The 24,476-nt window shown below is 59.7% G+C and carries 22 protein-coding genes; 12 read left to right on the forward strand and 10 right to left on the reverse strand.

Going from position 1 to position 24,476, the window contains the following annotated elements; genetic code table 11:
- Positions 1–37: 37 nt before the first annotated feature.
- From KGA81_RS03635 to KGA81_RS03645, 3 genes are all read right to left on the reverse strand, one after another.
- The gene (locus KGA81_RS03635) at positions 38–1,579 is read right to left on the reverse strand and encodes a phosphoenolpyruvate carboxykinase (RefSeq protein WP_223544609.1); all 1,542 of its coding nucleotides are present in this window, start codon (positions 1,577–1,579) and stop codon (positions 38–40) included.
- 180 nt (positions 1,580–1,759) lie between these two features.
- The gene (hslO, locus tag KGA81_RS03640; RefSeq protein ID WP_223544610.1) at positions 1,760–2,662 is read right to left on the reverse strand and encodes an Hsp33 family molecular chaperone HslO; all 903 of its coding nucleotides are present in this window, start codon (positions 2,660–2,662) and stop codon (positions 1,760–1,762) included.
- Positions 2,663–2,890: 228 nt separating this feature from the next.
- Entirely contained in the window at positions 2,891–3,295 is a 405-nt protein-coding gene (locus tag KGA81_RS03645; protein ID WP_223544611.1) for an RNA-binding S4 domain-containing protein, read from the reverse strand.
- 234 nt (positions 3,296–3,529) lie between these two features.
- On the opposite strand from KGA81_RS03645, the gene KGA81_RS03650 reads away from it, so the two are divergent.
- Positions 3,530–3,991 (forward strand): ATP-dependent zinc protease, encoded by a 462-nt coding sequence (locus KGA81_RS03650; RefSeq protein WP_177413322.1) that lies wholly within the window; start codon positions 3,530–3,532, stop codon positions 3,989–3,991.
- On the forward strand, positions 3,988–4,893 hold the full coding sequence (gene rimK / locus KGA81_RS03655) for a 30S ribosomal protein S6--L-glutamate ligase (RefSeq protein WP_007972871.1): 906 nt from the start codon (positions 3,988–3,990) through the stop codon (positions 4,891–4,893). The genes KGA81_RS03650 and rimK overlap by 4 nt, the downstream gene beginning before the upstream one ends.
- 169 nt (positions 4,894–5,062) lie before the next feature.
- On the opposite strand, the gene KGA81_RS03660 is transcribed toward rimK, so the two are convergent.
- Together KGA81_RS03660 and ompR are read right to left on the reverse strand one after the other, a co-directional pair.
- Complete coding sequence (locus KGA81_RS03660; RefSeq protein ID WP_223544612.1) at positions 5,063–6,376, reverse strand: ATP-binding protein; 1,314 nt, start codon at positions 6,374–6,376, stop codon at positions 5,063–5,065.
- Positions 6,377–6,491: 115 nt separating this feature from the next.
- Complete coding sequence (gene ompR, locus KGA81_RS03665) at positions 6,492–7,232, reverse strand: two-component system response regulator OmpR (protein WP_007972873.1); 741 nt, start codon at positions 7,230–7,232, stop codon at positions 6,492–6,494.
- A 363-nt stretch (positions 7,233–7,595) separates the two neighbouring features.
- Here ompR and KGA81_RS03670 point away from each other — a divergent pair, with 363 nt between their 5' ends.
- The 3 genes from KGA81_RS03670 (at position 7,596) to gshA (ending at position 12,160) form a co-directional block, all read left to right on the forward strand.
- Entirely contained in the window at positions 7,596–9,920 is a 2,325-nt protein-coding gene (locus KGA81_RS03670; protein ID WP_223544613.1) for a Tex family protein, read from the forward strand.
- Complete coding sequence (locus KGA81_RS03675) at positions 9,920–10,303, forward strand: PaaI family thioesterase (RefSeq protein WP_223544614.1); 384 nt, start codon at positions 9,920–9,922, stop codon at positions 10,301–10,303. The genes KGA81_RS03670 and KGA81_RS03675 overlap by 1 nt, the downstream gene beginning before the upstream one ends.
- A 273-nt stretch (positions 10,304–10,576) precedes the next feature.
- Positions 10,577–12,160, forward strand: coding sequence for a glutamate--cysteine ligase (gene gshA / locus KGA81_RS03680; RefSeq protein ID WP_223544615.1), 1,584 nt, complete (start codon positions 10,577–10,579; stop codon positions 12,158–12,160).
- 126 nt (positions 12,161–12,286) lie between these two features.
- On the opposite strand, the gene mgrA is transcribed toward gshA, so the two are convergent.
- The 3 genes from mgrA to KGA81_RS03695 form a co-directional block, all read right to left on the reverse strand.
- Entirely contained in the window at positions 12,287–13,324 is a 1,038-nt protein-coding gene (gene mgrA, locus KGA81_RS03685; protein ID WP_223544616.1) for an L-glyceraldehyde 3-phosphate reductase, read from the reverse strand.
- A 160-nt stretch (positions 13,325–13,484) separates the two neighbouring features.
- Positions 13,485–13,949, reverse strand: a complete 465-nt coding sequence (locus tag KGA81_RS03690) for a type II toxin-antitoxin system HicB family antitoxin (protein ID WP_411736534.1) — start codon at positions 13,947–13,949, stop codon at positions 13,485–13,487.
- A complete protein-coding gene (locus KGA81_RS03695; protein ID WP_223544617.1) occupies positions 13,946–14,128 on the reverse strand; it encodes a type II toxin-antitoxin system HicA family toxin in 183 nt (60 codons plus the stop codon). Before KGA81_RS03695 ends, KGA81_RS03690 begins: the two co-directional genes overlap by 4 nt.
- Positions 14,129–14,344: 216 nt before the next feature.
- On the opposite strand from KGA81_RS03695, the gene KGA81_RS03700 reads away from it, so the two are divergent.
- A complete protein-coding gene (locus tag KGA81_RS03700) occupies positions 14,345–14,605 on the forward strand; it encodes a hypothetical protein (protein ID WP_223544618.1) in 261 nt (86 codons plus the stop codon).
- A gap of 24 nt (positions 14,606–14,629) precedes the next feature.
- Here the strand turns inward: KGA81_RS03700 and betT are convergent, their stop codons facing one another.
- Positions 14,630–16,585, reverse strand: a complete 1,956-nt coding sequence (gene betT / locus KGA81_RS03705) for a choline transporter BetT (RefSeq protein ID WP_223544640.1) — start codon at positions 16,583–16,585, stop codon at positions 14,630–14,632.
- A 411-nt stretch (positions 16,586–16,996) separates the two neighbouring features.
- Positions 16,997–17,923 carry a serine O-acetyltransferase EpsC gene (gene epsC, locus KGA81_RS03710; protein WP_223544619.1) on the reverse strand — a complete coding sequence of 309 codons (927 nt, stop codon included), beginning with the start codon at positions 17,921–17,923 and terminating at the stop codon, positions 16,997–16,999.
- A gap of 190 nt (positions 17,924–18,113) precedes the next feature.
- Between epsC and KGA81_RS03715 the strand changes: the two genes are divergently transcribed.
- The 6 genes from KGA81_RS03715 to KGA81_RS03740 all read left to right on the forward strand — a co-directional run bounded on the left by KGA81_RS03715 (position 18,114) and on the right by KGA81_RS03740 (position 24,467).
- The gene (locus KGA81_RS03715; protein ID WP_223544620.1) at positions 18,114–19,106 is read left to right on the forward strand and encodes a D-cysteine desulfhydrase; all 993 of its coding nucleotides are present in this window, start codon (positions 18,114–18,116) and stop codon (positions 19,104–19,106) included.
- 286 nt (positions 19,107–19,392) lie between these two features.
- On the forward strand, positions 19,393–20,193 hold the full coding sequence (gene tcyJ, locus KGA81_RS03720; RefSeq protein WP_223544621.1) for a cystine ABC transporter substrate-binding protein: 801 nt from the start codon (positions 19,393–19,395) through the stop codon (positions 20,191–20,193).
- Positions 20,193–20,858, forward strand: coding sequence for a cystine ABC transporter permease (tcyL, locus tag KGA81_RS03725; protein ID WP_223544622.1), 666 nt, complete (start codon positions 20,193–20,195; stop codon positions 20,856–20,858). Before tcyJ ends, tcyL begins: the two co-directional genes overlap by 1 nt.
- Positions 20,859–20,862: 4 nt before the next feature.
- Complete coding sequence (gene tcyN, locus KGA81_RS03730; protein WP_223544623.1) at positions 20,863–21,618, forward strand: L-cystine ABC transporter ATP-binding protein TcyN; 756 nt, start codon at positions 20,863–20,865, stop codon at positions 21,616–21,618.
- 483 nt (positions 21,619–22,101) lie between these two features.
- Complete coding sequence (locus KGA81_RS03735; RefSeq protein ID WP_223544624.1) at positions 22,102–22,866, forward strand: hypothetical protein; 765 nt, start codon at positions 22,102–22,104, stop codon at positions 22,864–22,866.
- 368 nt (positions 22,867–23,234) lie between these two features.
- Positions 23,235–24,467, forward strand: a complete 1,233-nt coding sequence (locus KGA81_RS03740; RefSeq protein ID WP_223544625.1) for an SfnB family sulfur acquisition oxidoreductase — start codon at positions 23,235–23,237, stop codon at positions 24,465–24,467.
- Positions 24,468–24,476 lie beyond the last annotated feature (9 nt).

The following is a 24,476-nucleotide window of genomic DNA, read 5'->3' on the forward strand; positions in this document are numbered from 1 at the left end:
CCCCGAGGGGCGGCTTCTTCGTTAGCTCAATCCAGCCTTACAGCTTTGGACCCGCAGCCTTGATCGCGTCGCTCACTTCGAACTTCTTGAAGTTCTCGATGAACAGGCCGGCCAGTGCTTTGGCGGCTTCGTCGTAGGCGGCTACATCGGCCCAGGTGTTGCGTGGGTTCAGCAGGCCAGTCTCAACGCCCGGTACGGCCACTGGCACGTCGAGGTTGATGGTGTCCAGGTGCTCGGTCTCGGCACCGATCAGCGCGCCGCTCTGGATCGCTGCGATCACGGCGCGGGTGGTCGGGATGTTGAAGCGCTTGCCGACGCCGTAGCCACCGCCGGTCCAGCCGGTGTTGACCAGGTAGACCTTGGAGCCGAAACCGCGGATGCGCTTGATCAGCAGCTCAGCGTATTCGCCAGCCGGACGCGGGAAGAACGGTGCGCCGAAGCAGGTGGAGAAAGTCGACTTGATGCCGCTGCCCGACCCCATTTCGGTCGAACCGACCAGCGCGGTGTAACCGGACAGGAAGTGGTAGGCCGCTTGTTCTTCGTTGAGGATCGACACTGGCGGCAGCACGCCGGTCAGGTCGCAAGTCAGGAAGATCACAGCGTTCGGCTCGCCACCGAGGTTCTTCTCGGAACGCTTGGCAACGTGCTCCAGCGGGTAGGCGGCACGGCTGTTCTGGGTCAGGCTGACATCGGCGTAGTCGGCGTGCTTGGCGTCATCGATGACGACGTTTTCCAGGACTGCGCCGTGCTTGATGGCTTTCCAGATAACCGGTTCGTTCTTCTCGGACAGGTCGATGCACTTGGCATAGCAACCGCCTTCGATGTTGAACACCACGCCTTCGCCCCAAGCGTGCTCGTCATCACCGATCAGGTAACGGCTTTCGTCAGCGGACAGGGTGGTTTTACCGGTGCCGGACAGACCGAAGAACAGGGTCACGTCGCCCTCTTCGCCGATGTTGGCGGCGCAGTGCATTGGCAGTACGTCGGCAGCCGGCAGCAGGAAGTTCTGCACCGAGAACATGGCTTTCTTCATTTCACCGGCGTAACGCATGCCGGCGATCAGCACTTTCTTCTGTGCAAAGTTGAGGATCACGCAGCCGTCGGAGTTGGTGCCGTCACGCTCTGGCACGCATTCGAAGTTGGCAACGTTAAGCACCTGCCACTCTTCACGACCCGCCGGGTTGTACTGAGCCGGGTTGATGAACAGGCAACGGCCGAACAGGTTCTGCCAGGCGGTCTGGGTGGTCATCTTCACGGCCAGGTAGTGCTCGGAAGCCGCACCAACATGCACGTGGGAAACGAAATGCTCTTGCGCGTTGTTGAACGCCTCGACGCGAGCCCACAGGGCGTCGAACTTGTCGGCCGGGAACTTGCGGTTGATCGGGCCCCAGGCGATGGCGGCCTGGGTGCTTGGCTCTTCAACGATGAAACGATCGACTGGCGAACGGCCGGTACGGTGACCGGTACGAACAACCAGTGCGCCGGTATCGGCAAGCTCGCCTTCACCGCGGTTGAGGGCTTCTTTGACCAGATCATCAACACTCAGATCGGTGTACACGGCGTTATTGGCTTGCGTCATGAGGTTCCCCGTCGGCCAGTGGCCGAGTGCTCCAAACGTTTTTGTAGTAGAAAGTCGTGCACTACTACCGCGAAAAAAGTGGGCCGGATTATGCCAGAAAAGCCCAAAAAGAGTAGGCCCCTCCTGTCGTAACGGCGTTAATCCGGCACAAGGCAGTGAATTTACCTGCGCTGAACCGTTTTAGTGACGGGTATCTGACGGTGTCTCGATGCCCGCACCGGCGAACAATTGAGTGACATCGGCGGCGTCGAACAGGTAGCGCTGGTTACAGAACTGGCAATCGATTTCGATGTTGCCACCGTGCTCGATGACCAATTGCTGCGCATCTTCCTTACCCAGACTGACCAGCGCATTGGCCGAACGCTCGCGCGAGCAACTGCAGCGGAAGCGCATCTTCTGCACATCGAACAGACGCACCTGCTCTTCGTGGTAGAGGCGATGAAGCACGGTTTCGTTGTCCAGGCCCAGCAGTTCATCGGCGGTCAGAGTGGCGGCCAATGCGGTGAGGTGCTGCCAGCTGGCAGCGCGTTCCTCTTCGTCTTTAAGGCGGTCGGCGGGCAGTTGCTGCAGCAACAGGCCACGGGCGCGGCGGCCATCGGCGCAGAGCTTGATACGCGTGCCAATCTGCTGCGACATGACGAAGTAGTTGGTAAAGCAGTCGGACAACGTTTCGCCATCCAGATCGACGACGCCCTGGTAGCGTCGGCCCTGTTCCGGGTCGACGGTCAATGTCAGCGAACCATCCGGCATCAGATCGGCCAGGGTAGCGTCGGGGGCAATGCGGTCCGCGTCGTAACGGGCCAGGCCACGGATATCGCGCTCGCTGGAGCACTCGATCATCAGCAGCGGAATCGGGCCTTCGGAGCGGGCCTGCAGGATCAGCAAGCCATCGAACTTCAGCGTGCCGACCAGCAAGGATGCAGCCGCCATCAGCTCGCCGAGCAGTTGTGCGACCGGCTGCGGGTAGGCGTGCTTGGCCAGGACTTCGGCGTAGCTGAGTTCCAAAGAGACCAGCTCGCCACGGGTGTCGCTGTCATCGAAGATGAAGCGTTGGGTGAAGTCGTTATCCGGTAGGTCGGTCATAAGTCTGGGTATCTGAAGTGGTGACAAAAGTGATTACAGAATTCGAGGTTACGCCTTGGCCATAGCGTCTTGCTGCCTGGTTATGGCTTACAGGCCGACGACTGTGCGCGCTTTACGACGAATGGCACGGCCAATGGCTCATGCAGGATAGGCGAATTACCCCATATGGCTACGCGCAAGCACAATTACAAGTCTTTGCCTGTTTGAGTGATCGACGGAACCGGTCAATCATTCGTTGCTGCTGCCACGAAACTTGAACAGATCCCGCCGCTGTTTCTTGCTCGGTTTGCCATCGGTGCTCACACCCAGAGCGCCTGCTTTGCGCTCGGCGGCGGCGTTTTCGCGCTTGGCGATGCTGGCTTCGGTTTCGGCGTACAGCATCTGCGCTTCCGGCGCGCCACGGCGCACGATCGACAGCGCCTGGACCACCACCGTGCGCTCGTCGAAACCGGTACGAATCACGAATTCATCGCCGATACGTGGTTCCTTGCCGGGCTTGCAGCGCTCCCCCCGGCAATGCACCTTGCCGCTTTCAATCGCCGCTTTGGCCAAGGCCCGGGTTTTGTAAAAACGCGCAGCCCACAACCATTTATCGAGACGGACTTTGTCGTCCTCTTCGCTTTTTTGTGCCATGGAATTTCCTCATTCTGAAATATTGGTGAACTGTACTACCGTTTCTGTCGTACCAAGAATTTCACCGGCCCGAGCTACAATACTGACATTCCATAACCTCCTTGCGTGGCTGGAAATCCAGGCCGTAGATATCTGTCGCCTTTTAACCATTATTCTGCGTGAATACCGCGAATTCGGCCGCCTGCGGCCACCGTGGTTTCTACCGGTTGAGCAACTTTGAAGACATTTGACCATTTGACCGTTGTCGGTCTGCGCGAGTGGGTGGCGCTCCCTGATTTGGGAGTCGCCGGCCTTCGGGCAAAAATCGACACCGGTGCCAGCACCTCAAGCCTCCACGCCACCGAAATCGAGCCGTTCGAGCGCGACGGCGAGCAGTGGGTGCGTTTCACGGCACACCTGGGCACGGTAGTGCAGTTGCGTCACCGTCGCTGCGAAGCACCGCTGGTGACAAGGAAAACCATTAAAAGCTCAAACGGTCACGCGCAGGTGCGATACGTGATCAGCACCACCCTGGCCCTTGGTGATCGGGTCTGGCGGGTCGAGTTCACGCTCGCCTGCCGCAAGTCCATGCGTTATCGCCTGTTGCTCGGCTCCAAAGCCCTGATCCACGGCCAGTTGGTGGTCAATCCGGGCATCAAGTATGTACAAGACAAGCCGGTGTTCCCGGTATCTACCTCCTCCACAGGTGTTGCATGAAGATCGCTGTGCTGTCGCGGAACCCGCGTCTGTATTCCACCCGCCGCCTGGTCGAAGCCGGTACCGAGCGTGGCCATGAAATGGTGGTGGTCGACACCTTGCGCGCCTACATGAACATCGCCAGCCACAAGCCTCAGATCCACTATCGCGGCAAACCGCTGGAGGGTTTCGATGCAGTGATTCCACGGATCGGTGCGTCCGTGACCTTTTATGGCTGCGCAGTGCTGCGCCAGTTCGAAATGATGGGGGTATTTCCACTCAACGAATCGGTGGCCATTGCCCGTTCGCGGGACAAGCTGCGTTCGCTGCAATTGCTGTCTCGTCGCGGGATAGGTTTGCCGGTGACCGGGTTTGCCCACTCCCCCGATGACATTCCCGACCTGATCGAAATGGTCAACGGCGCGCCGTTGGTGATCAAGGTGCTGGAAGGCACCCAAGGCATCGGCGTGGTGCTGTGCGAAACCGCCACGGCCGCGGAATCGGTGATCGAGGCGTTCATGGGCCTCAAGCAGAACATCATGGTTCAGGAATACATCAAGGAAGCCGGTGGTGCCGACATTCGCTGCTTCGTCGTCGGTGACAAGGTGATTGCGGCGATGAAGCGCCAGGCCAAACCCGGCGAGTTCCGCTCCAACCTGCATCGCGGTGGCAGCGCGAGCCTGATCAAGATCACACCCGAAGAGCGCATGACAGCGTTGCGTGCGGCGAAGGTCATGGGGCTGGCGGTGGCGGGAGTGGATATCCTGCGCTCCAATCACGGGCCGCTGGTGATGGAAGTGAACTCGTCGCCGGGGCTCGAGGGGATCGAGACCACCACGGGGAAAAATGTCGCGGGGATCATCATCGAGCATCTGGAGAAGAATGGTGGGCCGAATATGACGCGGACCAAGGGCAAGGGTTAAACCTCGAGCCTCGTGGCGGCAGGGATGCCGCCATCGTCGGAACGCCGCCCGGAGCAAGCTCGCTCCCACAGTGGATATAAGTGGATGCAAATTTAGCATCCAATGCGATTCAATGTGGGAGCGAGCTTGCTCGCGATGGGGCCATCAGCCCCACTGAAAAAATCAGGTCTTAAACGGCATCCCGCGGCAACATCAGCCCCAACGGCAACCGCACCCGCGCTTCCAGCCCTCCACCCGAGCGGTTACGCAGCTCAACGTTGCCGCCATGCATCGAAGCAATCCGCTTCACGATTGCCAATCCCAACCCGGTGCCCTTGCCACCGCGGGCACGATCACCGCGGGTGAACGGGTTGAAAATCGCCTCCAGCTCCGCCGGATCGATCCCGGCGCCACGGTCCATGACGCTCAACACCACATACGGTGCGCTGGTGTCCCCGGATACATACGCCGCCACCTCCACACCGCTGCCGGCATGATGCAGCGCATTGCCAATCAGGTTGTTCAACAGCCGCTTCATCGACACACGACGCAATGGAAACGGCTGGATCGGCTCCAGGCGCAGCCGCACTTTCTCTTCATTCTGGTTGTAGGGCGCAACGACTTCGCGGACCAGATCGATCAGGTCAACCTCTTCCACCGACTCGTCACGCCCGTCGCGAATGAACGCCAGGAATTGATCGAGAATCGCATCCATGTCTTCGATGTCGCGCACCATGTCGTCGGTCAGGTCGGTGCGATCGCCCATCAATTCCAGGGACAGGCGCAAGCGGGTCAACGGCGTACGCAAGTCGTGGGACACCCCGGCCAGCATCAACTCGCGTTCGCGACCGGCCTGCTCGACGTCTTCGGCCATCTGGTTGAAGGCGCGGTAAACCTCGGTCATCTCACTCGGCGTATCGCTGATCGGCAGGCGCACGCTACGGCCCTGACCGAGTTGCCGCGCGGCATACACCAGGCGCTTGAGCGGCTGGTTAAGCTGGCTGACGAAGATCCAGGCCGAAGCGGTGGACAGCAGGCCAATAGCGAGGAACCAGCCGAGCACGTTCCAGATTTTCTGACCGCGCAACGGATGCGGATACAGCGGCACTTTCAGCCAGCCTTCACCCAGGCTCGGAGCACGAACCCACAGTGCCGGGGGAGAATGCATGCGTAATCGCACTTCGGTGTCCGGCCCCAACTCGGTCTGCATCTGTCGCTGGTAAATCTCACTGTATGGCCAATGTTGCTCGCCTTCCGGGACACCGGCGCCCACTACCCGAATCAGGGGTGCACTTTCGGCAATCTTTGCGCGGTTCTCTTCATCGGCCGCCCAGTAGGCACGCAGCACCAGGGCGACACCGTGGCTGTATTGACGGTCCACCAACACGTCTTCGTTCATCAGCAGATAAACCAGGGTCAGCGCCTTGGAAAAGAGAACGACGATGAGCACCAGCCAAAGGGTGCGAGAGAAGAAGCTCTGGGGAAACCAAACGGGGGTTTTCATGGATAGCCGTTAAACACTTGCAGGAGCGAGCAATGCTCGCATATTGCGGATCGCGAGTCTGCGGACAGGATCGACTGATCCGTTGTCCGCATGACCCGCTCCTACAAATCGCCAATCACTTGGTGGCGGTACCATCCGGAACAAACACATAACCCACGCCCCAGACAGTCTGGATGTAACGCGGCTTGGAGGGATCGGGTTCGATCATCCGGCGCAGACGGGAAATCTGCACATCGATGGAACGCTCCAGGGCATCCCACTCACGGCCACGGGCCAGGTTCATCAATTTGTCGCGGGTCAGCGGCTGACGGGCGTTCATCACCAGGGCCTTGAGTACAGCGAACTCACCGGTGGTGAGCATGTGCACTTCTTCGCCGCGCTTGAGCTCACGGGTGGCCAGGGACAACTCGTAGTCACCGAAGGTCACGCTTTCGTCTTCGCTGCCTGGCGCACCTGGCACCGGAGCCGACTGGCGACGCAACACCGCCTTGACGCGAGCCATTAGCTCATCGGGGTTGAACGGCTTGGCCAGGTAATCGTCGGCGCCCAGCTCCAGGCCCTTGATACGGCTCAGCTCGTCGCCCTTGGCGGTGAGCATGATGATCGGAATCTGGTTGTTCGCATTGCGCAGACGGCGGCAAGCGGTCAGGCCGTCTTCGCCGGGCAACATCAGGTCGAGGACGACCAGGTTGAACACTTCGCGCGCCAGCAGACGATCCATTTGCTCGGTGTTCGGTACGGCGCGGGCGCGGTAGCCCTTGCTGACGAAAAAACGCTCCAGCAGGCTGCTCAGCCCCGGATCGTCGTCAACGATAAGAATTTTTTCGCCTTCAGCAGTTTGTGCAGTGCTGCTCATTGGATGCTCCCTTTGATCTCGGCGCGCATTATGGCGTAGCTGCCGTTATACGCACCGTGTGCATTGTTAGCAGATTTTTCCTATACCGCCAGAAAACCGGCCATTGCGCCGGCAACCCGCGATGCCCCCCGAATGCCGTAACGCTGGTTATAATGCCCGGCCTTTTGTGTCAGGCAACATCAGACAGGTACTACAGACGGACGCGATTTATTTTTGTCGCGTCAGCAGTAATTGTTCGATTTCACGGGTCAACGCAATGCCTGTCGATCCAGGCAGCGGCGCTGGCCAGGCCGCTCAACCAGACTCGCGAAGGCCCTATTTGCGCGCCTGCGAGCCTGCTTTCACAATTTGTCAGGTGGTTTTATGGACAGCATCAACAGCCGCATCGCCGAGGAACTCGGTGTACGCCCACAACAGGTCGAAGCGGCCGTCGCGCTACTCGATGAAGGCTCTACCGTTCCCTTCATCGCCCGTTACCGGAAAGAAGTGACCGGCAGCCTCGACGATACGCAATTGCGTCATCTGGAAGAACGCCTGCGCTACCTGCGAGAACTCGACGAACGGCGTATCAGCATCCTCGCCAGCATTCAGGAGCAGGGCAAGCTGACCCCGCAACTTGAACGCGACATCAAGCTCGCCGACACCAAGACCCGTCTCGAAGACTTGTACCTGCCGTACAAGCAGAAGCGCCGCACCAAGGGTCAGATCGCCCTGGAAGCCGGCCTCGGCGAGCTGGCCGACGGCCTGTTCAACGACCCGTCCCTGAGCCCGGAAACCGAAGCCGCACGCTTCATCGACGCGCAAAAAGGCGTGGCCGATGTGAAGGCGGCCCTCGAAGGCGCCAAATACATCCTGATGGAGCGCTTCGCCGAAGATGCCAGCCTGCTGGAAAAGCTGCGCAACTACCTCAAGCAGGAAGCCACCCTCAGTGCCCGCGTGATTGCCGGCAAGGAAGAGGAAGGCGCCAAGTTCCGCGACTACTTCGAACACGACGAACCGCTCAAAAGCATGCCGTCGCACCGCGCGCTGGCGATTTTCCGTGGCCGCAACGAAGGCATTCTCAGCTCCGCGCTGAAAGTCGGCGACGAACTGCCGGGCACCATGCACCCATGCGAAGGCATGATCGGCCAGCAGTTCGGTATCCAGAACCAGAACCGCGCCGCCGACAAATGGCTGGGCGAAGTGGTGCGCTGGACCTGGAAGGTCAAGCTCTACACCCATCTGGAAACCGACCTGCTGGGCGAGTTGCGCGATGGCGCGGAAACCGAAGCGATCAACGTCTTCGCCCACAACCTGCACGACCTGTTGCTGTCGGCCCCGGCCGGCCCGCGCGCCACCCTGGGCCTCGACCCGGGCCTGCGCACCGGTTGCAAGGTCGCCGTGGTCGACGCCACCGGCAAGCTGCTGGATCACGCCACGGTTTACCCGCACGTGCCGCACAACAAGTGGGACCAGACCCTCGCCGTGCTCGCCGCCCTGTGCGCCAAGCACTCGGTGGACCTGATCGCCATCGGCAACGGGACCGCCAGCCGCGAGACCGACAAGCTGGCCGCCGAGCTGATCAAAAAATACCCGGCCATGAAAATGACCAAGGTCATGGTTTCCGAGGCCGGCGCATCGGTTTACTCGGCATCGGAGCTGGCTTCCAAGGAATTCCCGGATCTCGACGTGTCGATCCGTGGCGCGGTATCGATTGCCCGTCGCCTGCAAGACCCGCTGGCGGAGCTGGTGAAGATCGATCCGAAATCCATCGGTGTCGGCCAGTACCAGCACGACGTGTCACAGCTGAAACTGGCCCGTGGCCTGGACGCGGTGGTCGAGGACTGCGTGAACGCTGTCGGCGTGGACGTGAACACCGCTTCCGTGGCGCTGCTGGCACGGATCTCCGGTCTCAACGCGACCCTGGCGCAGAACATCGTCAGCCACCGTGACGAGCACGGTGCGTTCAAAACCCGCGCTGCGCTGAAGAAAGTCGCCCGCCTGGGTGAAAAAACCTTCGAACAGGCCGCCGGCTTCCTGCGCGTGATGAACGGCGACAATCCCCTGGACGCCTCCGCAGTACACCCGGAAGCCTATCCGCTGGTGCAGCGTATCGCTGCCGAGACTGATCGCGATATTCGTTCGCTGATTGGCGACAGTGGTTTCCTCAAGCGCCTGGACCCGAAAAAATTCACCGACGAAACCTTCGGTTTGCCAACTGTCACCGACATCCTCCAGGAACTGGATAAGCCAGGCCGCGACCCGCGTCCCGAGTTCAAGACCGCCGAGTTCCAGGAAGGCGTCGAAGACCTCAAGGACCTGCAACCGGGCATGATCCTCGAAGGCGTGGTGACCAACGTGACCAACTTCGGTGCCTTCGTCGATATCGGCGTGCATCAGGACGGTTTGGTGCACATCTCCGCACTTTCGGAGAAGTTCATCAAGGATCCACGGGAAGCGGTGAAGGCCGGTGACGTGGTGAAAGTGAAGGTCATGGAAGTCGACATCCCGCGCAAACGCGTGGGTCTGTCGATGCGCATGAGCGACACCCCGGGCGAGAAAATCGACGGTGCCCGCGGCGCGCGTCCGGGGTCGGCGCCACGCCAGTCCCAGAACACTGCACCACGCAAGGAAACCACGACAGCGGCCCCGAGCAGCAACGCCATGGCTTCGCTATTCGCCAATGCCAAGCAGTTGAAGAAACGCTGATGGACATTCCCGCCGGGCTGACCGAAAGCGCATTTTTCAAACTGCTGGGCTGCCGCTTGCACAATCTGGAAACCGGGGTGGCGCAAGTCGCCCTGGCGCTGGAGCCGGAGCTGCGCAATCGCGGCGGCAAGCTGCACGGCGGGGCCTTGTTCAGCCTGGTGGACATTGCCATGGGGCTGGCCTGTTCCAGCACCCACGGCTTTGACCAGCAAAGCGCGACCATCGAGTGCAAGATCAACTACATCCGCGCCGTCGCCGACGGCGAGGTGATGTGCACGGCGCGGGTGATTCACCCGGGTCGCCGCACACTGGTAGTCGAAGCCGATGTGATGCAGGGCGACAAACTGGTCGCAAAAGCACAAGGCACGTTCGCTGTCCTGTAGATGGATGTCATCGATTTGAGTTAATTTCGGCGCAATGAAACCTGTGGGAGCGAGCTTGCTCGCGATGGCGGTGTGTCAGATGACAATAATGTTGACTGATAAACCCTCATCGCGAGCAAGCTCGCTCCCACAGGGATTGTGCAGTTACCGACTGACCGGCACATGGCCTGTGCGGCGAGAAAAACCAGGCGAAAACGCCAGTTTTAACTTCACCCTTGTAGACCGTCTTGCCCACCCCCATATTGGGGCGACTGACGCGTGAAGGAATCCAACTTGAGCGAACTTCTCAACCGCCGCCTGGCTCTGCTCGGCGAGCGCGCTAACCTCTCTCTGCTCGAACAGTGCCTTCACGGCATCGAACGTGAATGCCTGCGCGTGACCGGCGAAGGTCGCCTGGCGCAAACGCCGCACCCGGAAAGCCTGGGTTCCGCGCTGACCAATGAACAAATCACCACCGACTACTCCGAGTCGCTGCTGGAGTTCATCACTCCGGCCCTGCCCGACCCTGCCGATACGCTGGCGAGCCTGGACAGCATTCACCGCTTTGCCTACAGCAAGCTCGGCAACGAGTACCTGTGGAGCCCGTCGATGCCGTGCCCATTGCCGGCCGAGGAAGACATCCCGATCGCCTGGTACGGCACGTCCAATATCGGGAAGCTCAAGTACGTGTACCGCAAGGGCCTGGCCCTGCGTTACGGCAAGACCATGCAATGCATTGCCGGCATCCACTACAACTTTTCCCTGCCGGAAAAACTCTGGCCGCTGCTCAGGCAGGCCGAAGGCTTTGTCGGCACCGACCGCGACTTTCAGTCGTCGTCCTACATCGCGCTGATCCGTAATTTCCGCCGCTACAGCTGGCTGCTGATGTACCTGTTCGGTGCTTCACCCGCACTGGACGCCGGCTTCCTGCGCGGTCGTCCGCACCAGTTGGAGCAACTGGATCCGCAGACTTTGTACCTGCCCTACGCCACCAGCCTGCGCATGAGCGACCTGGGTTACCAGAGCAACGCCCAGGCCGGCCTGACGCCGTGCTACAACGACCTGAACAGCTACACCGACAGCCTGCGCAAAGCGGTGGCCACGCCGTATGCACCCTATGTCGAAGTCGGCACCCACCAGGATGGCGAGTGGGTACAGCTCAACACCAACATCCTGCAAATCGAAAACGAGTACTACTCCAACATCCGCCCGAAACGCGTGACCTACACCGGCGAACGCCCGATCCAGGCACTGATGGCCCGTGGCATCCAGTACGTTGAAGTGCGCTGCCTGGACATCAACCCGTTCCTGCCGATGGGTATCGACCTCACCGAGTCGCGCTTCCTCGATGCGTTCCTGCTGTACTGCGCGCTCAACGACAGCCCGTTGCTGACCAACACCAGTTGCGGCAACGCGACCTCGAACTTCCTCAGCGTGGTCAAGGAAGGTCGTCGTCCGGGCCTGCAACTGCAACGGGACGGCCAGCCGGTTGACCTCAAGGAATGGGCCGGCGAGTTGCTGGAGAAAATTGCTCCTCTGGCGGCGATGCTCGACCAGAGCCATGGCGGCGATGCCCACAGCAAGGCGCTGGACGCCCAAATGGCCAAGGTCCAGGACCCATCCCTGACGCCATCGGCCCAGGTATTGGTGTCCATGGCCGAGCACAAGGAGAGCTTTGCCCAGTTCTCCCTGCGCCAGAGCCAGGCCCATGCCGAGTATTTCCGCAGCGAGCCGTTGCCGGCTGAGGAGCAGGCGAAATTTGAAGAGCGGGCGCGTTCGTCGCTGGCTGAGCAGGCTGAGCTGGAACAGAACGAAGTCGGTGATTTCGATGTGTTTGTCGGGGCGTATCAGGCGAGCATTCTGGCGATCAGCAACTAATCGGCACCGGTAAGAAAGATCGCAGCCTTCGGCAGCTCCTACATTGACTGCGTTCGCCGCAAATATTACGGTCGAACATTGATCCTGTAGGAGCTGCCGAAGGCGGCGATCTTTTGCTTTTTAGGGTTACTCCGCCGTCGAAGGCCTCTCCCAAAGATTGATCCCGCCCTCCTGGGCAAAGCGGTCAATCTCCGCCAGTTCCTCTGCACTGAAGCTCAGGTTCTTCAACGCCCCGACGTTCTCGATGATCTGCTCCGGCCGGCTCGCACCGATCAGCGCCGAAGTCACCCGTGGATCGCGCAGGGTCCAGGCCAGCGCCAGCTGCGCCAGGCTCTGGCCACGTCGTTTGGCGATTTCGTTGAGTGCCCGCACCTGGGCAATGTTGGCCTCGGACAAATGCGACGCCTGCAACGATCCACCGCCCGGACGATTGACCCGCGCATCCGCCGGCACGCCGTTGAGGTATTTATCGGTCAACAATCCCTGGGCCAGCGGGGTGAAGGCGATCACGCCAGTGCCGAGTTCTTCGGTGGTGTCCAGCAGGTCTTTTTCCACCCAGCGATTGAGCAGGTTGTAGGCCGGTTGGTGAATCAACAACGGGACTTTCCACTCCTTGAGCAGCGCCGCCATTTCGCGGGTTTTCACCCCGGAGTACGAAGAGATGCCGATGTACAGTGCCTTGCCCTGTTGTACCGCTGTCGCGAGTGCGCTGGCAGTTTCTTCCAGCGGCGTATCCGGGTCGAAACGGTGGGAGTAGAAGATGTCGACGTAATCCACACCCAGGCGTTGCAGGCTCTGGTCGAGGCTGGCCAGTACGTACTTGCGTGAACCGCCACCCTGACCGTAAGGACCGGGCCACATGTCCCAACCGGCCTTGCTGGAAATGATCAGCTCGTCGCGGTACTGCTTGAAGTCTTCGCGCAGCAAACGGCCGAAGTTGATCTCGGCGCTGCCATACGGTGGGCCATAGTTGTTGGCCAGATCGAAATGGTTGATGCCCAGGTCGAACGCCGTACGCAACAACGCGCGCTGGGTATCGATCGGCGTGCTGTCGCCGAAGTTGTGCCACAGGCCCAGGGACAGCGCCGGCAACACCAGCCCGCTGCGGCCCACGCGGCGATAAGGGATGGAGTCGTAGCGGTTTTCGGCAGCGGTGTAAGTCATCGAATCCTCTCTTGTCGGTCTTGAATCTGGTCTCGACTGCTTCGCCAGTCGCCCAGCATACGCCCGGACAAACGCCAAAAAACTTGAGACTCGATGAATTGCTGAAACGTTTCACATTTTTATTTAATCGGCCCCCGACGTTTCGACCAACTCCGCCCCTTTACGCCGACAGTTCGCGCAAGGCGGCAGCAGCCAAAAATCCTGATCTGGAACTGTATCGCTGATCCCGCCTGACCGTTTGGTCGATTCGCTCAAGCAATTGCTCAGGCAGCGTGGCATTGAAGCGCACCGACTTGCCGAAATAGGGCGTGATATCGAATTCGACTACTGCCCACACACCGCCGGCGTAATCGGGGTTATCGAGATGAGCATCGATCTCACGAACCTGCGGCAATGCATCGCCATCGGCGACCAGCCCCTCGTAATGCAGGGACAACGCCTCTTTCACGCTTTCGAGTGCCTGCGCCACAGTGCTACCAGCCGAAAAACATCCCGGCACGTCCGGGACGATTACGCCGTACTCTGAGTCGGCATCCTTGTGCAGAACGACCGGAAATTGCATGTGGATAAATCCTTCCTGTGATGTGTCCTCATTGGGACTTTCGTATTCGATGACGGGCTTCATTTCAGACCCGCCTGTTTCAATATGCTGTTGATCGTTCCTTTAGGAAGATCCGAGTCGGGGTGTTTGATCGTCACTCTTCCCGGCTTGCACAAATGCTTGTACTGATGATGGCTACCTTTTACAGCCACCAGATACCAACCATCGTCTTCGATCATCCTGATCATTTCCCGGCTACGCATGTCCTTCGCCTTTTTTCGACAGCAATGGCTGCGTACTTTAAGCGGCGAAGCGCGATAACAATACACACCATACACACTCAGAACAATATTAGTCGATCATGGCGATGACTGACTCCCTCTCTCAGACTGACGGCGCACTTGCACAATCAGGCTTGGCAGGAACAAAGTCGCCAAAGCAACGAAGACGCGATAGCGATCGCAAGGACGGAAGAAGCCATGCACACCACGATCATCATCACCTTCGGCCTGGTCCTGCTCGCGATGATGCTGTTCATCGGCGAGAAACTCGGCTTCAGCCGTCAGACACTCACCTACAGTTTCGTGGTGCTGTGGCTGGCGTTGACAGTGATCAACGGCGTCATCGGCGTGGTGACCGCCGGCCAGGCATTGAGTACGGAACTGGGGATCGGCACGATGGTGTTCAGCATTCCGGTGGCGGCACTGGTGCTGTTCATGGTCCTGAACGCCGAGAGCTGAAAAGCCCCGGCGCCCTGCCCGCGATCAACGCACCAGATGCAGAAACTGCATGTGTCGCTCGTACTGGTCGAGGATGTCGTTGATGATCTGCTCCTTGGTGTAACCCACCAGATCGTAGTCCTGGCTGCCCTCGCTCAAATGCACTTCGCCGCGGTAGTAACGGCGATTGTTGAGTTGCTTGGAGCCCATGCCGCCACGGGCAAACGACGGCGTGAAATAGCCGCGCATCCGCACCTGATAAACGAACGGATGTTGATCGCCGTGGCCGATCTCCAGGCTGACGCTGTCAGTCGCCGGATCGGGATGCGTCACCACATGCAAGCCCTTCTCCCGGAACACGGCAGACACTTCTTCAATCGCCGGGCGCACCGTCGTATCGAGAAAGCGATAAACCTCGTCCCGCGACGGGAAATGCACGGCCTGGCTCAAACGCTGACGCCAGCCGCCCCGCCGTGATCCGGACACCGGTGCCAATGAGTGCATCTGCGCAATCTGCTTCTGCGACTCCAGATAAAACGCCTTGTGCAGCCCCCACATCATCAACAGCAGAATCAACGAGAACGGCAGCGAGGTCAGAACTACCGCCGACTTCAACGCATCGATGCTGCCCGAGAACAGCAATGCACTGGTCACCAGCGCAGTCATCGCGCCCCAGAACACCCGCAGCCATTTCGGCCCGTCTTCATCGGGATTGCCGCCCTTGGCAGACAGCGTCGACAGCACCACGGTGCCGGAGTCGGCGGAGGTGACAAAAAACACGAAGCTGATGAACACCGTGACCGCGATGACGGTTTTGCTCCACGGATAGGTTTCCAGCAGCAAGTAGAGCGTCATCGACGGATTGTCGATGGCCGACATGCCGAGCGCGCTCATGCCATGGTTGAGCACTTGATCGATGGCGCTGTTACCGAAAATCGACATCCACGCCAGGGTGAAACCGAGGGGAATCAACAGCACGCCGAAGACGAATTCGCGAATCGTCCGGCCACGGGAAATCCGTGCGATGAACAGGCCCACGAACGGCGACCATGCGATCCACCAGGCCCAGTAGAACACCGTCCAGCCGCCCAGCCAGTCGCTGGGCTTGTCGTAGGCGTACAGATCAAAACTCTTCATCGGCAAGGCGCCGAGATAGTCGCCGACGTTCTGGATCAGCGTGTTGAGCAAGTGCTGCGTGGGGCCGGCGAACAGCACAAACAGCAACAACGCACAGGCCAGCAGCATGTTGATGTCGGACATCACCCGCACGCCCTTGTCGACGCCGGATACGGCAACGATGATCGCTGCGCCCATCATCAAGGTGATCAGGCCAACCTGAACCCATTGGGTGTGGGCGATGCCAAACAGGTAGTCCAGGCCCGAGTTGAGGTGCAACACGCCGAAGCCCATGTCCGCACCGAGACCGAACACCGTGGCGATGATGCCGAAGCCGTCCACCGCGTAACCGATCGGGCCGTTGATGCGCTTGCCGATCAGCGGATACAACGCCGAACGCAGGGCCAGTGGCAGGTTATGCCGGTAGGCAAAGTAAGCCAGCGCCATGCCGACAAAGGCGAACACGCCCCAGCCATGCAGGCCCCAGTGCAGAAACAGAATCTGCATCGCCTGGCGCGCCGCATCTGCCGTACCGGCCTCGCCCTGGGGCGGTTGCAGCATATGGGTCAACGGCTCGGACACACAGAAGAAAAACAGAGTGATGCTGATCCCCGCGGCGAACAGCATGCCGGCCCAGGACAGGTAACTGAATTCGGGTTCGTCGTGGTCGGCACCGAGCTTGATCTTGCCATAGCCGGACAAGGCGGTGACCACCACGAAGACCAGATACAGGGTCATCGCCAGCAGGTAATACCAGCCGACCGTGTTGGCCGCCCAGTTTTGCGCCGCCAGCAACCAGGCACCGGCCTGCTCGGGCATGGCGATGACAACGACACCAAACAACAGAATGAAACTCGCCGAGAACCAGAATACCGGCGGATTCATGCGGATCAGACCGCTTGGAGGGATGGACGATGCACTCATGTACGGTGCACCTCGAAGGGGAAAAACGTGGCTGTAGAAATCGGACTCAGCAAAGGCAAGCCTCCTGTTGTGAGCGGGCAGCGAACCGCCGGTTTAACTTGAATGAACGTTCAAGTTAAACATGGATAGGGGGCTAAGGACTAATCGCAGGGCTCGGCGGTAGCTTTCCTACACTAGCTCAAGGAGGGGTATGGGGCGGAATCTGGAGGAGTCGTTACGTGGAAAATGGCTGGGTTCGCCTTGAGACCATTCGCTGGCAAGCCAGCTCCTACGGGTGTTTGTGTCGGATGAAAATTTCGCAAACGGCACAAACCTTGTAGGAGCTGGCTTGCCAGCGAAGGCGGCGTAATGATCAACAGAAATGTCGCGGCCCTACTTCTGCGCCCCATCATCATGCTGCAGATTCGCCTGGGTCAGGTTGCTGCCCGCCGGCACGCTACGGGTCAGCCAGACATTGCCGCCGATGGTCGAACCCTGACCGATGGTGATCCGGCCGAGAATCGTCGCCCCGGCATAAATCACCACGTCATCCTCGACAATCGGATGCCGTGGCTGACCCTTCTGCAACTGGCCGTCTTCGTCTGCCGGGAAGCGCTTGGCGCCCAACGTCACCGCCTGATAAATCCGCACGCGCTCGCCGATGATCGCGGTTTCGCCGATCACCACGCCGGTACCATGGTCGATGAAGAAACTGCGGCCGATCTGCGCGCCGGGGTGAATGTCGATACCGGTGGCCGAGTGGGCGATTTCCGAACTGATCCGTGCCAGCAGCGGCAGCCCGGCGCGGTACAAATGGTGGGCCAGACGATGGTGAATCACCGCCAGAATCCCCGGGTAGCACAACAGCACTTCATCGACACTGCGCGCCGCCGGGTCGCCGTGATAGGCCGCCAGCACGTCGGTGTCCAACAGGCTGCGCAACCCGGGCAAAGCGAGGGCGAAGTCCTGAATGATCTGGATGGTCCGGGCTTCGACCTCGGTATCGGCCTGGGCACTGTGGCGCGCGGCGTAACGCAATTCGAGTCGCGCCTGGGCCAACAGCGCATTGAGCGCCACATCCAGCGTATGACCGACGTAGAAGTCTTCGCTTTCTTCGCGCAGGTCAACCGGCCCCAGGCGCATCGGGAACAGCGCGCCGCACAGGGCTTCGAGAATCTCCGCCATGGCTGCGCGGGAAGGCAATTCACGACCGCCCTGCTCGCCGCTGGCCCGGCCGTTTTGTGCACGCCACTGTTCGCGTGCCGTGCGCAGCTGGCTGACGATGGTCTGCAATTGCCAATGGCTGGAACGCTCACTCACGGTAAAAACTCCTCACGGGCGACCGGACTGTCTGGTCGCACTGACGGCGATTACTTTACGGCAAGGGTCGCAAGGCAAATTAAGAACCAATAATGCTGTGCTCAGTTCGAATGGCTATAAGCGATTGAAGGTTGCCCAGGCTTTGGGGCCTGCCTATAGTCCTGAAATCCTCCACGGCCAGTACGGACCCATGATCAAACAACAACTCGCCCGCTTTAACCGCCTCGACCTGCTCGGTCAGCCCACCGCCCTGGAAAAACTCGAACGCCTGTCGACCTGGCTGGGCCGCGACGTGTACGTCAAGCGCGATGACCTGACGCCGCTGGCGATGGGCGGCAACAAGCTGCGCAAACTCGAATACCTGGCCGCCGATGCCTTGGCCCAGGGTGCCGACACCTTGATCACCGCCGGCGCGTTGCAATCGAACCATGTACGCCAGACGGCCGCCATTGCCGCCAAGTTGGGTCTGGGCTGCGTAGCCCTTCTGGAAAATCCTCTGGGCACTGACGACAGCAATTACACCGGCAACGGCAACCGGCTGCTGCTCGACCTGTTCGATGCCAAGGTCGAACTGGTGGAAAACCTCGACAACGCCGACGAACAACTGCAAGCCCTGGCTGGCCGACTGCGCAGCAACGGCAAGAAGCCCTATCTGGTGCCGATCGGTGGTTCAAATGCCCTGGGCGCTCTGGGCTACGTGCGCGCCGGGCTGGAACTGGCCGAACAGATCAAGGACACCGGTTTGAAGTTCGCCGCCGTGGTCCTGGCCTCGGGCAGCGCCGGTACTCACAGCGGCCTGGCACTGGCCTTGAGTGAAGCACTACCGGATCTGCCAGTGATCGGCGTGACGGTTTCGCGCAGCGATGAAGATCAGCGGCCCAAGGTTCAAGGCCTGGCCGAACGCACTGCCGAGCTGCTGGGCGTGAACCTGCCGGACGCTTTCAAGGTCGAGTTGTGGGATGAGTATTTCGCCCCGCGTTATGGCGAACCGAACGCCGGGACACTGGCGGCGGTGAAGCTGCTGGCGGGTCAGGAAGGCTTGCTGTTGGACCCGGTCTACACCGGCAAGGCCATGGCGGGCTTGCTGGACGGGATCGGGCGTCAGCGTTTCGACGAAGGCCCGATTATCTTCCTGCACACCGGCGGGGCGCCGGCGTTGTTTGCCTACAAAGATTTTCTGTAACCGCACTGGAGCCTTTTCGCTGGCAAGCCAGCTCCTACATTGTTCTCGTTGTCCCTGTAGGAGCTGGCTTGCCAGCGAAAGCAATTCATCTTGATATATAAGATTAATGAATAACAAATAGAATATTTATTATTTTATTATCTAACCGTGTCGTCTTATAGTCACGCCGCAGGCGAATTTGTAACGAGACGCATACGCTGCTTTAGTGCAGGATATCGCAGTCGTCAAAATCCCGAATTTGCCAACTTTTTAAAGCGTCTTCCATAAGAAAACACAGGGGCTTGTCATGAATTTTTCCGCACTACGTCGCAATCTGCTGGTGGGCTCGTTGGGCCTGGCACTGAGCGCCGGCCTGATTGGCCAGGCGGTTGCCGGTGAGCAACTGCAACAAATCAAGGACAAAGGCGTGATCAACGTTGGCCTGGAAGGCACCTACCCACCGTTCAGTTTCGTCGACGCCGACGGCAAACTGGCCGGCTTCGAAGTCGAGTTCTCCGAAGCCCTGGCCAAAGAGCTGGGCGTGAAGGTCAAGCTGCAGCCGACCAAATGGGAAGGCATCCTCGCTGCCCTGGAATCCAAGCGTCTGGACGCAGTGATCAACCAGGTGACCATCACCGAAGAACGCAAGAAGAAGTACGACTTCTCCGAGCCCTACACCGTTTCCGGGATTCAGGCACTGGTGCTGACCAAGAAAGCCGCTGAACTGAACATCAAGTCCGCTGCCGATCTGGGCGGCAAGAAAGTCGGCGTTGGCCTGGGCACCAACTACGAACAGTGGGTGAAAGAGAATGTGCCGACCGCTGACATCCGCACCTACGAAGATGATCCGACCAAGTTCCAGGACCTGCGTGTCGGCCGTATCGACGCCATTCTGATCGACCGCCTGGCCGCGCTGGAATATGCCAAGAAGGCCAAGGACACCACCGCCGCCGGCGATGCGTTCTCCCGTCAGGAGGCCGGCATTGCCCTGCGCAAAGGCGAGCCTGAACTGCTGGCCGCGGTGAACAAAGCCATCGATAAGCTGCGGGCCGACGGTACGCTGAAAAAGCTGTCGGAAAAATACTTCAGCGCTGACGTCACTCAATAATGGGAGACGCTTTCCAACTCGCACTGGACTCCGTGCCCTTTCTGCTCAAGGGCGCGTACTACACGGTGATCCTCAGCCTGGGCGGAATGTTCTTCGGCCTGGTGATGGGGTTCGGCCTGGCGCTGATGCGCCTGTCGCGCTTCAAACTGGTGAGCTGGATCGCCCGCATCTACGTGTCGTTCTTTCGCGGCACGCCGTTGCTGGTGCAACTGTTCGTGATCTATTACGGCTTGCCGCAATTGGGTCTGGAACTCGATCCGCTGCCAGCGGCCCTGATCGGCTTCTCGCTGAACATGGCCGCCTACGCCTGTGAAATCCTGCGTGCCGCGATCAGCTCCATCGAGCGCGGCCAGTGGGAAGCCGCTGCCAGTATCGGCATGACCCGTGCGCAGACCCTGCGCCGGGCCATCCTGCCGCAGGCGATGCGCACCGCATTGCCGCCGCTGGGCAACAGCTTCATTTCGCTGGTCAAGGACACCGCGCTGGCAGCCACCATCCAGGTGCCGGAACTGTTCCGCCAGGCGCAGCTGATCACCGCCCGTACCTTCGAAATCTTCACCATGTATCTTGCCGCCGCACTGATCTACTGGGTCCTGGCCACGGTGCTTTCGCACCTGCAGAACCAGTTGGAAGCGCGGGTCAATCGGCACGACCAGGAGTCCTGACCCGATGATTGTCGTGGAAAAACTGACAAAGCAGTTCAAGGGTCAAGTCGTGCTCAACGGCATCGATCTTGAGGTCAAGGAAGGCGAGGTGGTTGCGATCATCGGCCCTAGCGGTTCGGGCAAGACCACGTTCCTGCGCTGCCTGAATTTTCTGGAAGAACCCACCAGCGGCCGGATCAAGGTCGGCGATATCGAGGTCGATACCAGCCGCCCCCTGAACCAGCAGCAGAGCCTGGTGCGGCGTTTGCGCCAGCACGTAGGTTTCGTGTTCCAGAACTTCAACCTGTTCCCCCATCGCACGGCGCTGGAAAACGTCATCGAAGGCCCGATCGTGGTCAAGAAGACTCCGCACGCCGACGCCGTTGCCCTGGGTAAAAAACTGTTGGCCAAAGTCGGTCTGGCAGGCAAGGAGGACGCTTACCCGCGTCGCCTCTCCGGTGGTCAGCAACAGCGTGTGGCGATTGCCCGGGCGCTGGCGATGGAGCCGGAAGTGATCCTGTTCGATGAGCCCACCTCGGCCCTCGACCCGGAACTGGTGGGCGAGGTGTTGGCGACCATCCGCGGCCTGGCCGAAGAGAAGCGCACCATGGTGATTGTTACCCACGAAATGGGCTTTGCCCGGGACGTGGCCAACCGTGTGGTGTTTTTCGACAAGGGTGTGATCGTCGAGCAAGGCGAAGCGAAGGCGTTGTTTGCCAACCCGAAAGAAGAGCGAACCCAACAGTTCCTGAGCAAGTTCCTGAATAACGGCCACAACTAACAACCCTGCGCAACAACGGTAAACTTCCATGGATGGAAGTGACCACCCCTCGATATACGCCTGATTAATACCAAACTAAACCCCACTATTCGACATGCCTATTCTGTACGTGCGTGCGGTACATATATAGGCACATCAGCAATTAAACAGTGCTGATCCGATCAGATCTCCCTTCGCAGGACAGAGCCGATGACTTGCACATGATCGCCCGTATTTCCCTGCTTTCAGAAGAAAAATTCGACGCAAGGATAGGGTTTACTTACTTGGGATCGTAGGAACTTTCTGAATAACGGCACACATCACTCCTCACTAATAAATCTTATTGACACCTGATCTTCCTGACTCTTATCTAGTCTCCACCCAGCGACTTTCATCACGCTTAATTCATTATTTCAGCTCGAAGTAATGAGCGGTTTTTCTGTTCGATTTTCAGTTTTTGATATTCCAGAAACGGACTTCGTTGCAAGACTTCAAGGAGACTTCATGAAAAGCACCTCGAACAAACCCGGGCTTGCGGCCCCGACCCTGGCGCAATCCAACAAGACCGGCATCAACGTCACTTGCGCGGCGCACCTGCTGATCGATGTGGCACCCTACCCCGCCATGGACGCAGGCGACCTGATCGAACTGTTATGGGATAACTGCTACGTGGCCTCCCGCGTGCTGACGGCCAGTGATGTCGGCCAACCGGTGCAACTGCGGGTGCCTGAAAGTTTTGTCGCCAACGGTACCTCGCGCATTCACTACCGGGTCATGCAGGTTGGCCGCGGCCCGGCGATATCGGCCAGCCGCAACGTGCAGATCAAACTCGACTGTCCAGGTGGCCAACCCTGCGCGCTGTACGGCGATGAAAACCAGTGCCTGGCACCGGTGGACATTCCCGAGGCGATTCGCCGTCAGGGGGTCAATCCGAGCCAGGTCAAACGCGGTGTTCCCTTGACCATCGAGCCGTACCTGAACATGGCTGTCGACGACGAAATCACCCTGCGCTGGGGGGATGTGCGCATGGATCTGCCACGGCTCAAGCCCGCTGATGTGGGCCGGCCGATCCAGGTCTGGATACCGCCGGCCATCATCCTCGAAGCCGGCGAAGACCTGCGGCTGGAAGTGACGTACTGCATTCTCGACCGGGTGGGCAATAACTCCCGCTGGGCGCCGGCCCGTACGCTGAGGATCGGTTGTGCCAATTCTTATCTGAAAGTCCTCCCGAAAAAAGTCCTCAAGGCTGCCGAATCCCGCAAGCAATGAAGACAGGTTCTGTGGCGAGGGAGCTTGCTCCCGTTGAGGTGCGAAGCGCCTCCAAAACCTGCTAATGAATTTTTCCTGTTCAAACCCATTAGCCGGTTTTGCGACTGCTTCGCAGCCGAGCGGGAGCAAGCTCCCTCGCCACAGGGTCGGTGCACAGCAGCGGAATCATCTTCTATATATATTCCTAAAAGTTAGTTCATAAAATATTTATACACGTTTAGGGTATATAAACCGGACCACCGGACATCCTTGTTTTCATGCGCGGCCACAAGCGGCGCTTCCATAAGATGTGAGGTAGGTATGGTCCGGAACACAATCACCCCAGTGCAGATCGCCAGGGCATTGCGTGCAGCCAAGGAGCGGCGCTGATGTCCAGTCTGGCAGATGCAATCGTCCAGAGTGACCTGGACATCGCCCCCCCGTTGTTGCCCGCACAAGTCTTGCGCAACGATGCCCAAGCCATCAGAGCGGCCCACGAACTGGCGCAAGTCGCCCGTCTGCAAGCAGCCAAACGCGACCGGCAGCGCAAGCTCCCATGGTCTGAAATAGACCAGTTCACCCGCAGCGGCCTGGGCAGCATTTCCATCCCCCGCGAGTACGGTGGCCCGCAGGTTTCGTTCGTTACCCTGGCCGAGGTCTTCGCGATCATTTCCGCGGCGGACCCTGCGCTTGGGCAAATCCCGCAAAACCAGTTCGGCATTCTCAATCTGGTGCTCGGCAGCGCCACCGAAGCGCAGAAAAGACAACTGTTCAAAAGCGTCCTCGACGGCTGGCGCATCGGCAATGCCGGGCCGGAACGCGGCACCAAAAACACCCTGGAGCTGAAGGCGCGCATCAACGCTGACGGCGTCCTCAATGGCCAGAAGTTCTATTCCACTGGCGCACTGTTCGCCCATTGGGTCGCGGTCAAGGCGTTGAACGACGATGGCAAACAAGTGTTGGCGTTCGTCCGGCGCGGCACACCGGGATTGCGCATCGTCGATGACTGGTCCGGCTTTGGTCAGCGCACCACCGCCAGCGGCACGATTTTGCTCAACAACGTGCAGGTCGACTCCGAACTGGTGGTGGATAACTGGCGGATCAACGACACGCCGAACATTCAGGGTGCCGTTTCGCAACTGATTCAAGCGGCCATCGACGCCGGTATCGCCCGAGGCGCCATCGACGACGCCATCGACTTCGTGAAAACCCGGGCCCGGCCGTGGATCGACGCCAAGGTCGAGCGGGCCAGCGACGACCTGTACGTGATCGCCGATATCGGCAGGTTGAAAATCGAACTGCACGCCGCCGAAGCGTTGCTGCGCAAGGCTGGGCAAGTGCTCGATGACGTCAGCGCCGCACCCTTCACCGCCGAGTCCGCGGCTCGCGCCTCGATTGCCGTGGCCGAAGCCAAAGTGCTGACCACCGAGATTTCGTTGCTGGCCAGCGAAAAGCTGCTCGAACTGGCCGGCAGCCGCGCGACCCTCGCCGAATTCAACCTCGACCGCCACTGGCGCAACGCCCGGGTGCACACCCTGCACGATCCGGTGCGCTGGAAGTATCACGCGGTCGGCGCCTATCGCCTCAACGGCACGCTGCCTAATCGGCATTCCTGGATCTGACGACCAGAC

Source organism: Pseudomonas sp. A-B-19, assembly GCF_019947515.1.
Lineage (GTDB): Bacteria > Pseudomonadota > Gammaproteobacteria > Pseudomonadales > Pseudomonadaceae > Aquipseudomonas.

Coding starts and splice junctions, on each gene's coding strand:
- betT (WP_223544640.1), bottom strand. CDS start 16,585: ATGAATCCGCCGGTATTCTGGTTCTCGGCGAGTTTCATTCTGTTGTTT.
- KGA81_RS03635 (WP_223544609.1), bottom strand. CDS start 1,579: ATGACGCAAGCCAATAACGCCGTGTACACCGATCTGAGTGTTGATGAT.
- tcyJ (WP_223544621.1), top strand. CDS start 19,393: ATGAATTTTTCCGCACTACGTCGCAATCTGCTGGTGGGCTCGTTGGGC.
- KGA81_RS03695 (WP_223544617.1), bottom strand. CDS start 14,128: ATGCGTAGCCGGGAAATGATCAGGATGATCGAAGACGATGGTTGGTAT.
- KGA81_RS03670 (WP_223544613.1), top strand. CDS start 7,596: ATGGACAGCATCAACAGCCGCATCGCCGAGGAACTCGGTGTACGCCCA.
- KGA81_RS03740 (WP_223544625.1), top strand. CDS start 23,235: ATGTCCAGTCTGGCAGATGCAATCGTCCAGAGTGACCTGGACATCGCC.
- KGA81_RS03735 (WP_223544624.1), top strand. CDS start 22,102: ATGAAAAGCACCTCGAACAAACCCGGGCTTGCGGCCCCGACCCTGGCG.
- tcyL (WP_223544622.1), top strand. CDS start 20,193: ATGGGAGACGCTTTCCAACTCGCACTGGACTCCGTGCCCTTTCTGCTC.
- ompR (WP_007972873.1), bottom strand. CDS start 7,232: ATGAGCAGCACTGCACAAACTGCTGAAGGCGAAAAAATTCTTATCGTT.
- tcyN (WP_223544623.1), top strand. CDS start 20,863: ATGATTGTCGTGGAAAAACTGACAAAGCAGTTCAAGGGTCAAGTCGTG.
- hslO (WP_223544610.1), bottom strand. CDS start 2,662: ATGACCGACCTACCGGATAACGACTTCACCCAACGCTTCATCTTCGAT.
- KGA81_RS03675 (WP_223544614.1), top strand. CDS start 9,920: ATGGACATTCCCGCCGGGCTGACCGAAAGCGCATTTTTCAAACTGCTG.
- rimK (WP_007972871.1), top strand. CDS start 3,988: ATGAAGATCGCTGTGCTGTCGCGGAACCCGCGTCTGTATTCCACCCGC.
- KGA81_RS03715 (WP_223544620.1), top strand. CDS start 18,114: ATGATCAAACAACAACTCGCCCGCTTTAACCGCCTCGACCTGCTCGGT.
- KGA81_RS03690 (WP_411736534.1), bottom strand. CDS start 13,949: ATGAAGCCCGTCATCGAATACGAAAGTCCCAATGAGGACACATCACAG.
- KGA81_RS03660 (WP_223544612.1), bottom strand. CDS start 6,376: ATGAAAACCCCCGTTTGGTTTCCCCAGAGCTTCTTCTCTCGCACCCTT.
- KGA81_RS03645 (WP_223544611.1), bottom strand. CDS start 3,295: ATGGCACAAAAAAGCGAAGAGGACGACAAAGTCCGTCTCGATAAATGG.
- KGA81_RS03700 (WP_223544618.1), top strand. CDS start 14,345: ATGCACACCACGATCATCATCACCTTCGGCCTGGTCCTGCTCGCGATG.
- mgrA (WP_223544616.1), bottom strand. CDS start 13,324: ATGACTTACACCGCTGCCGAAAACCGCTACGACTCCATCCCTTATCGC.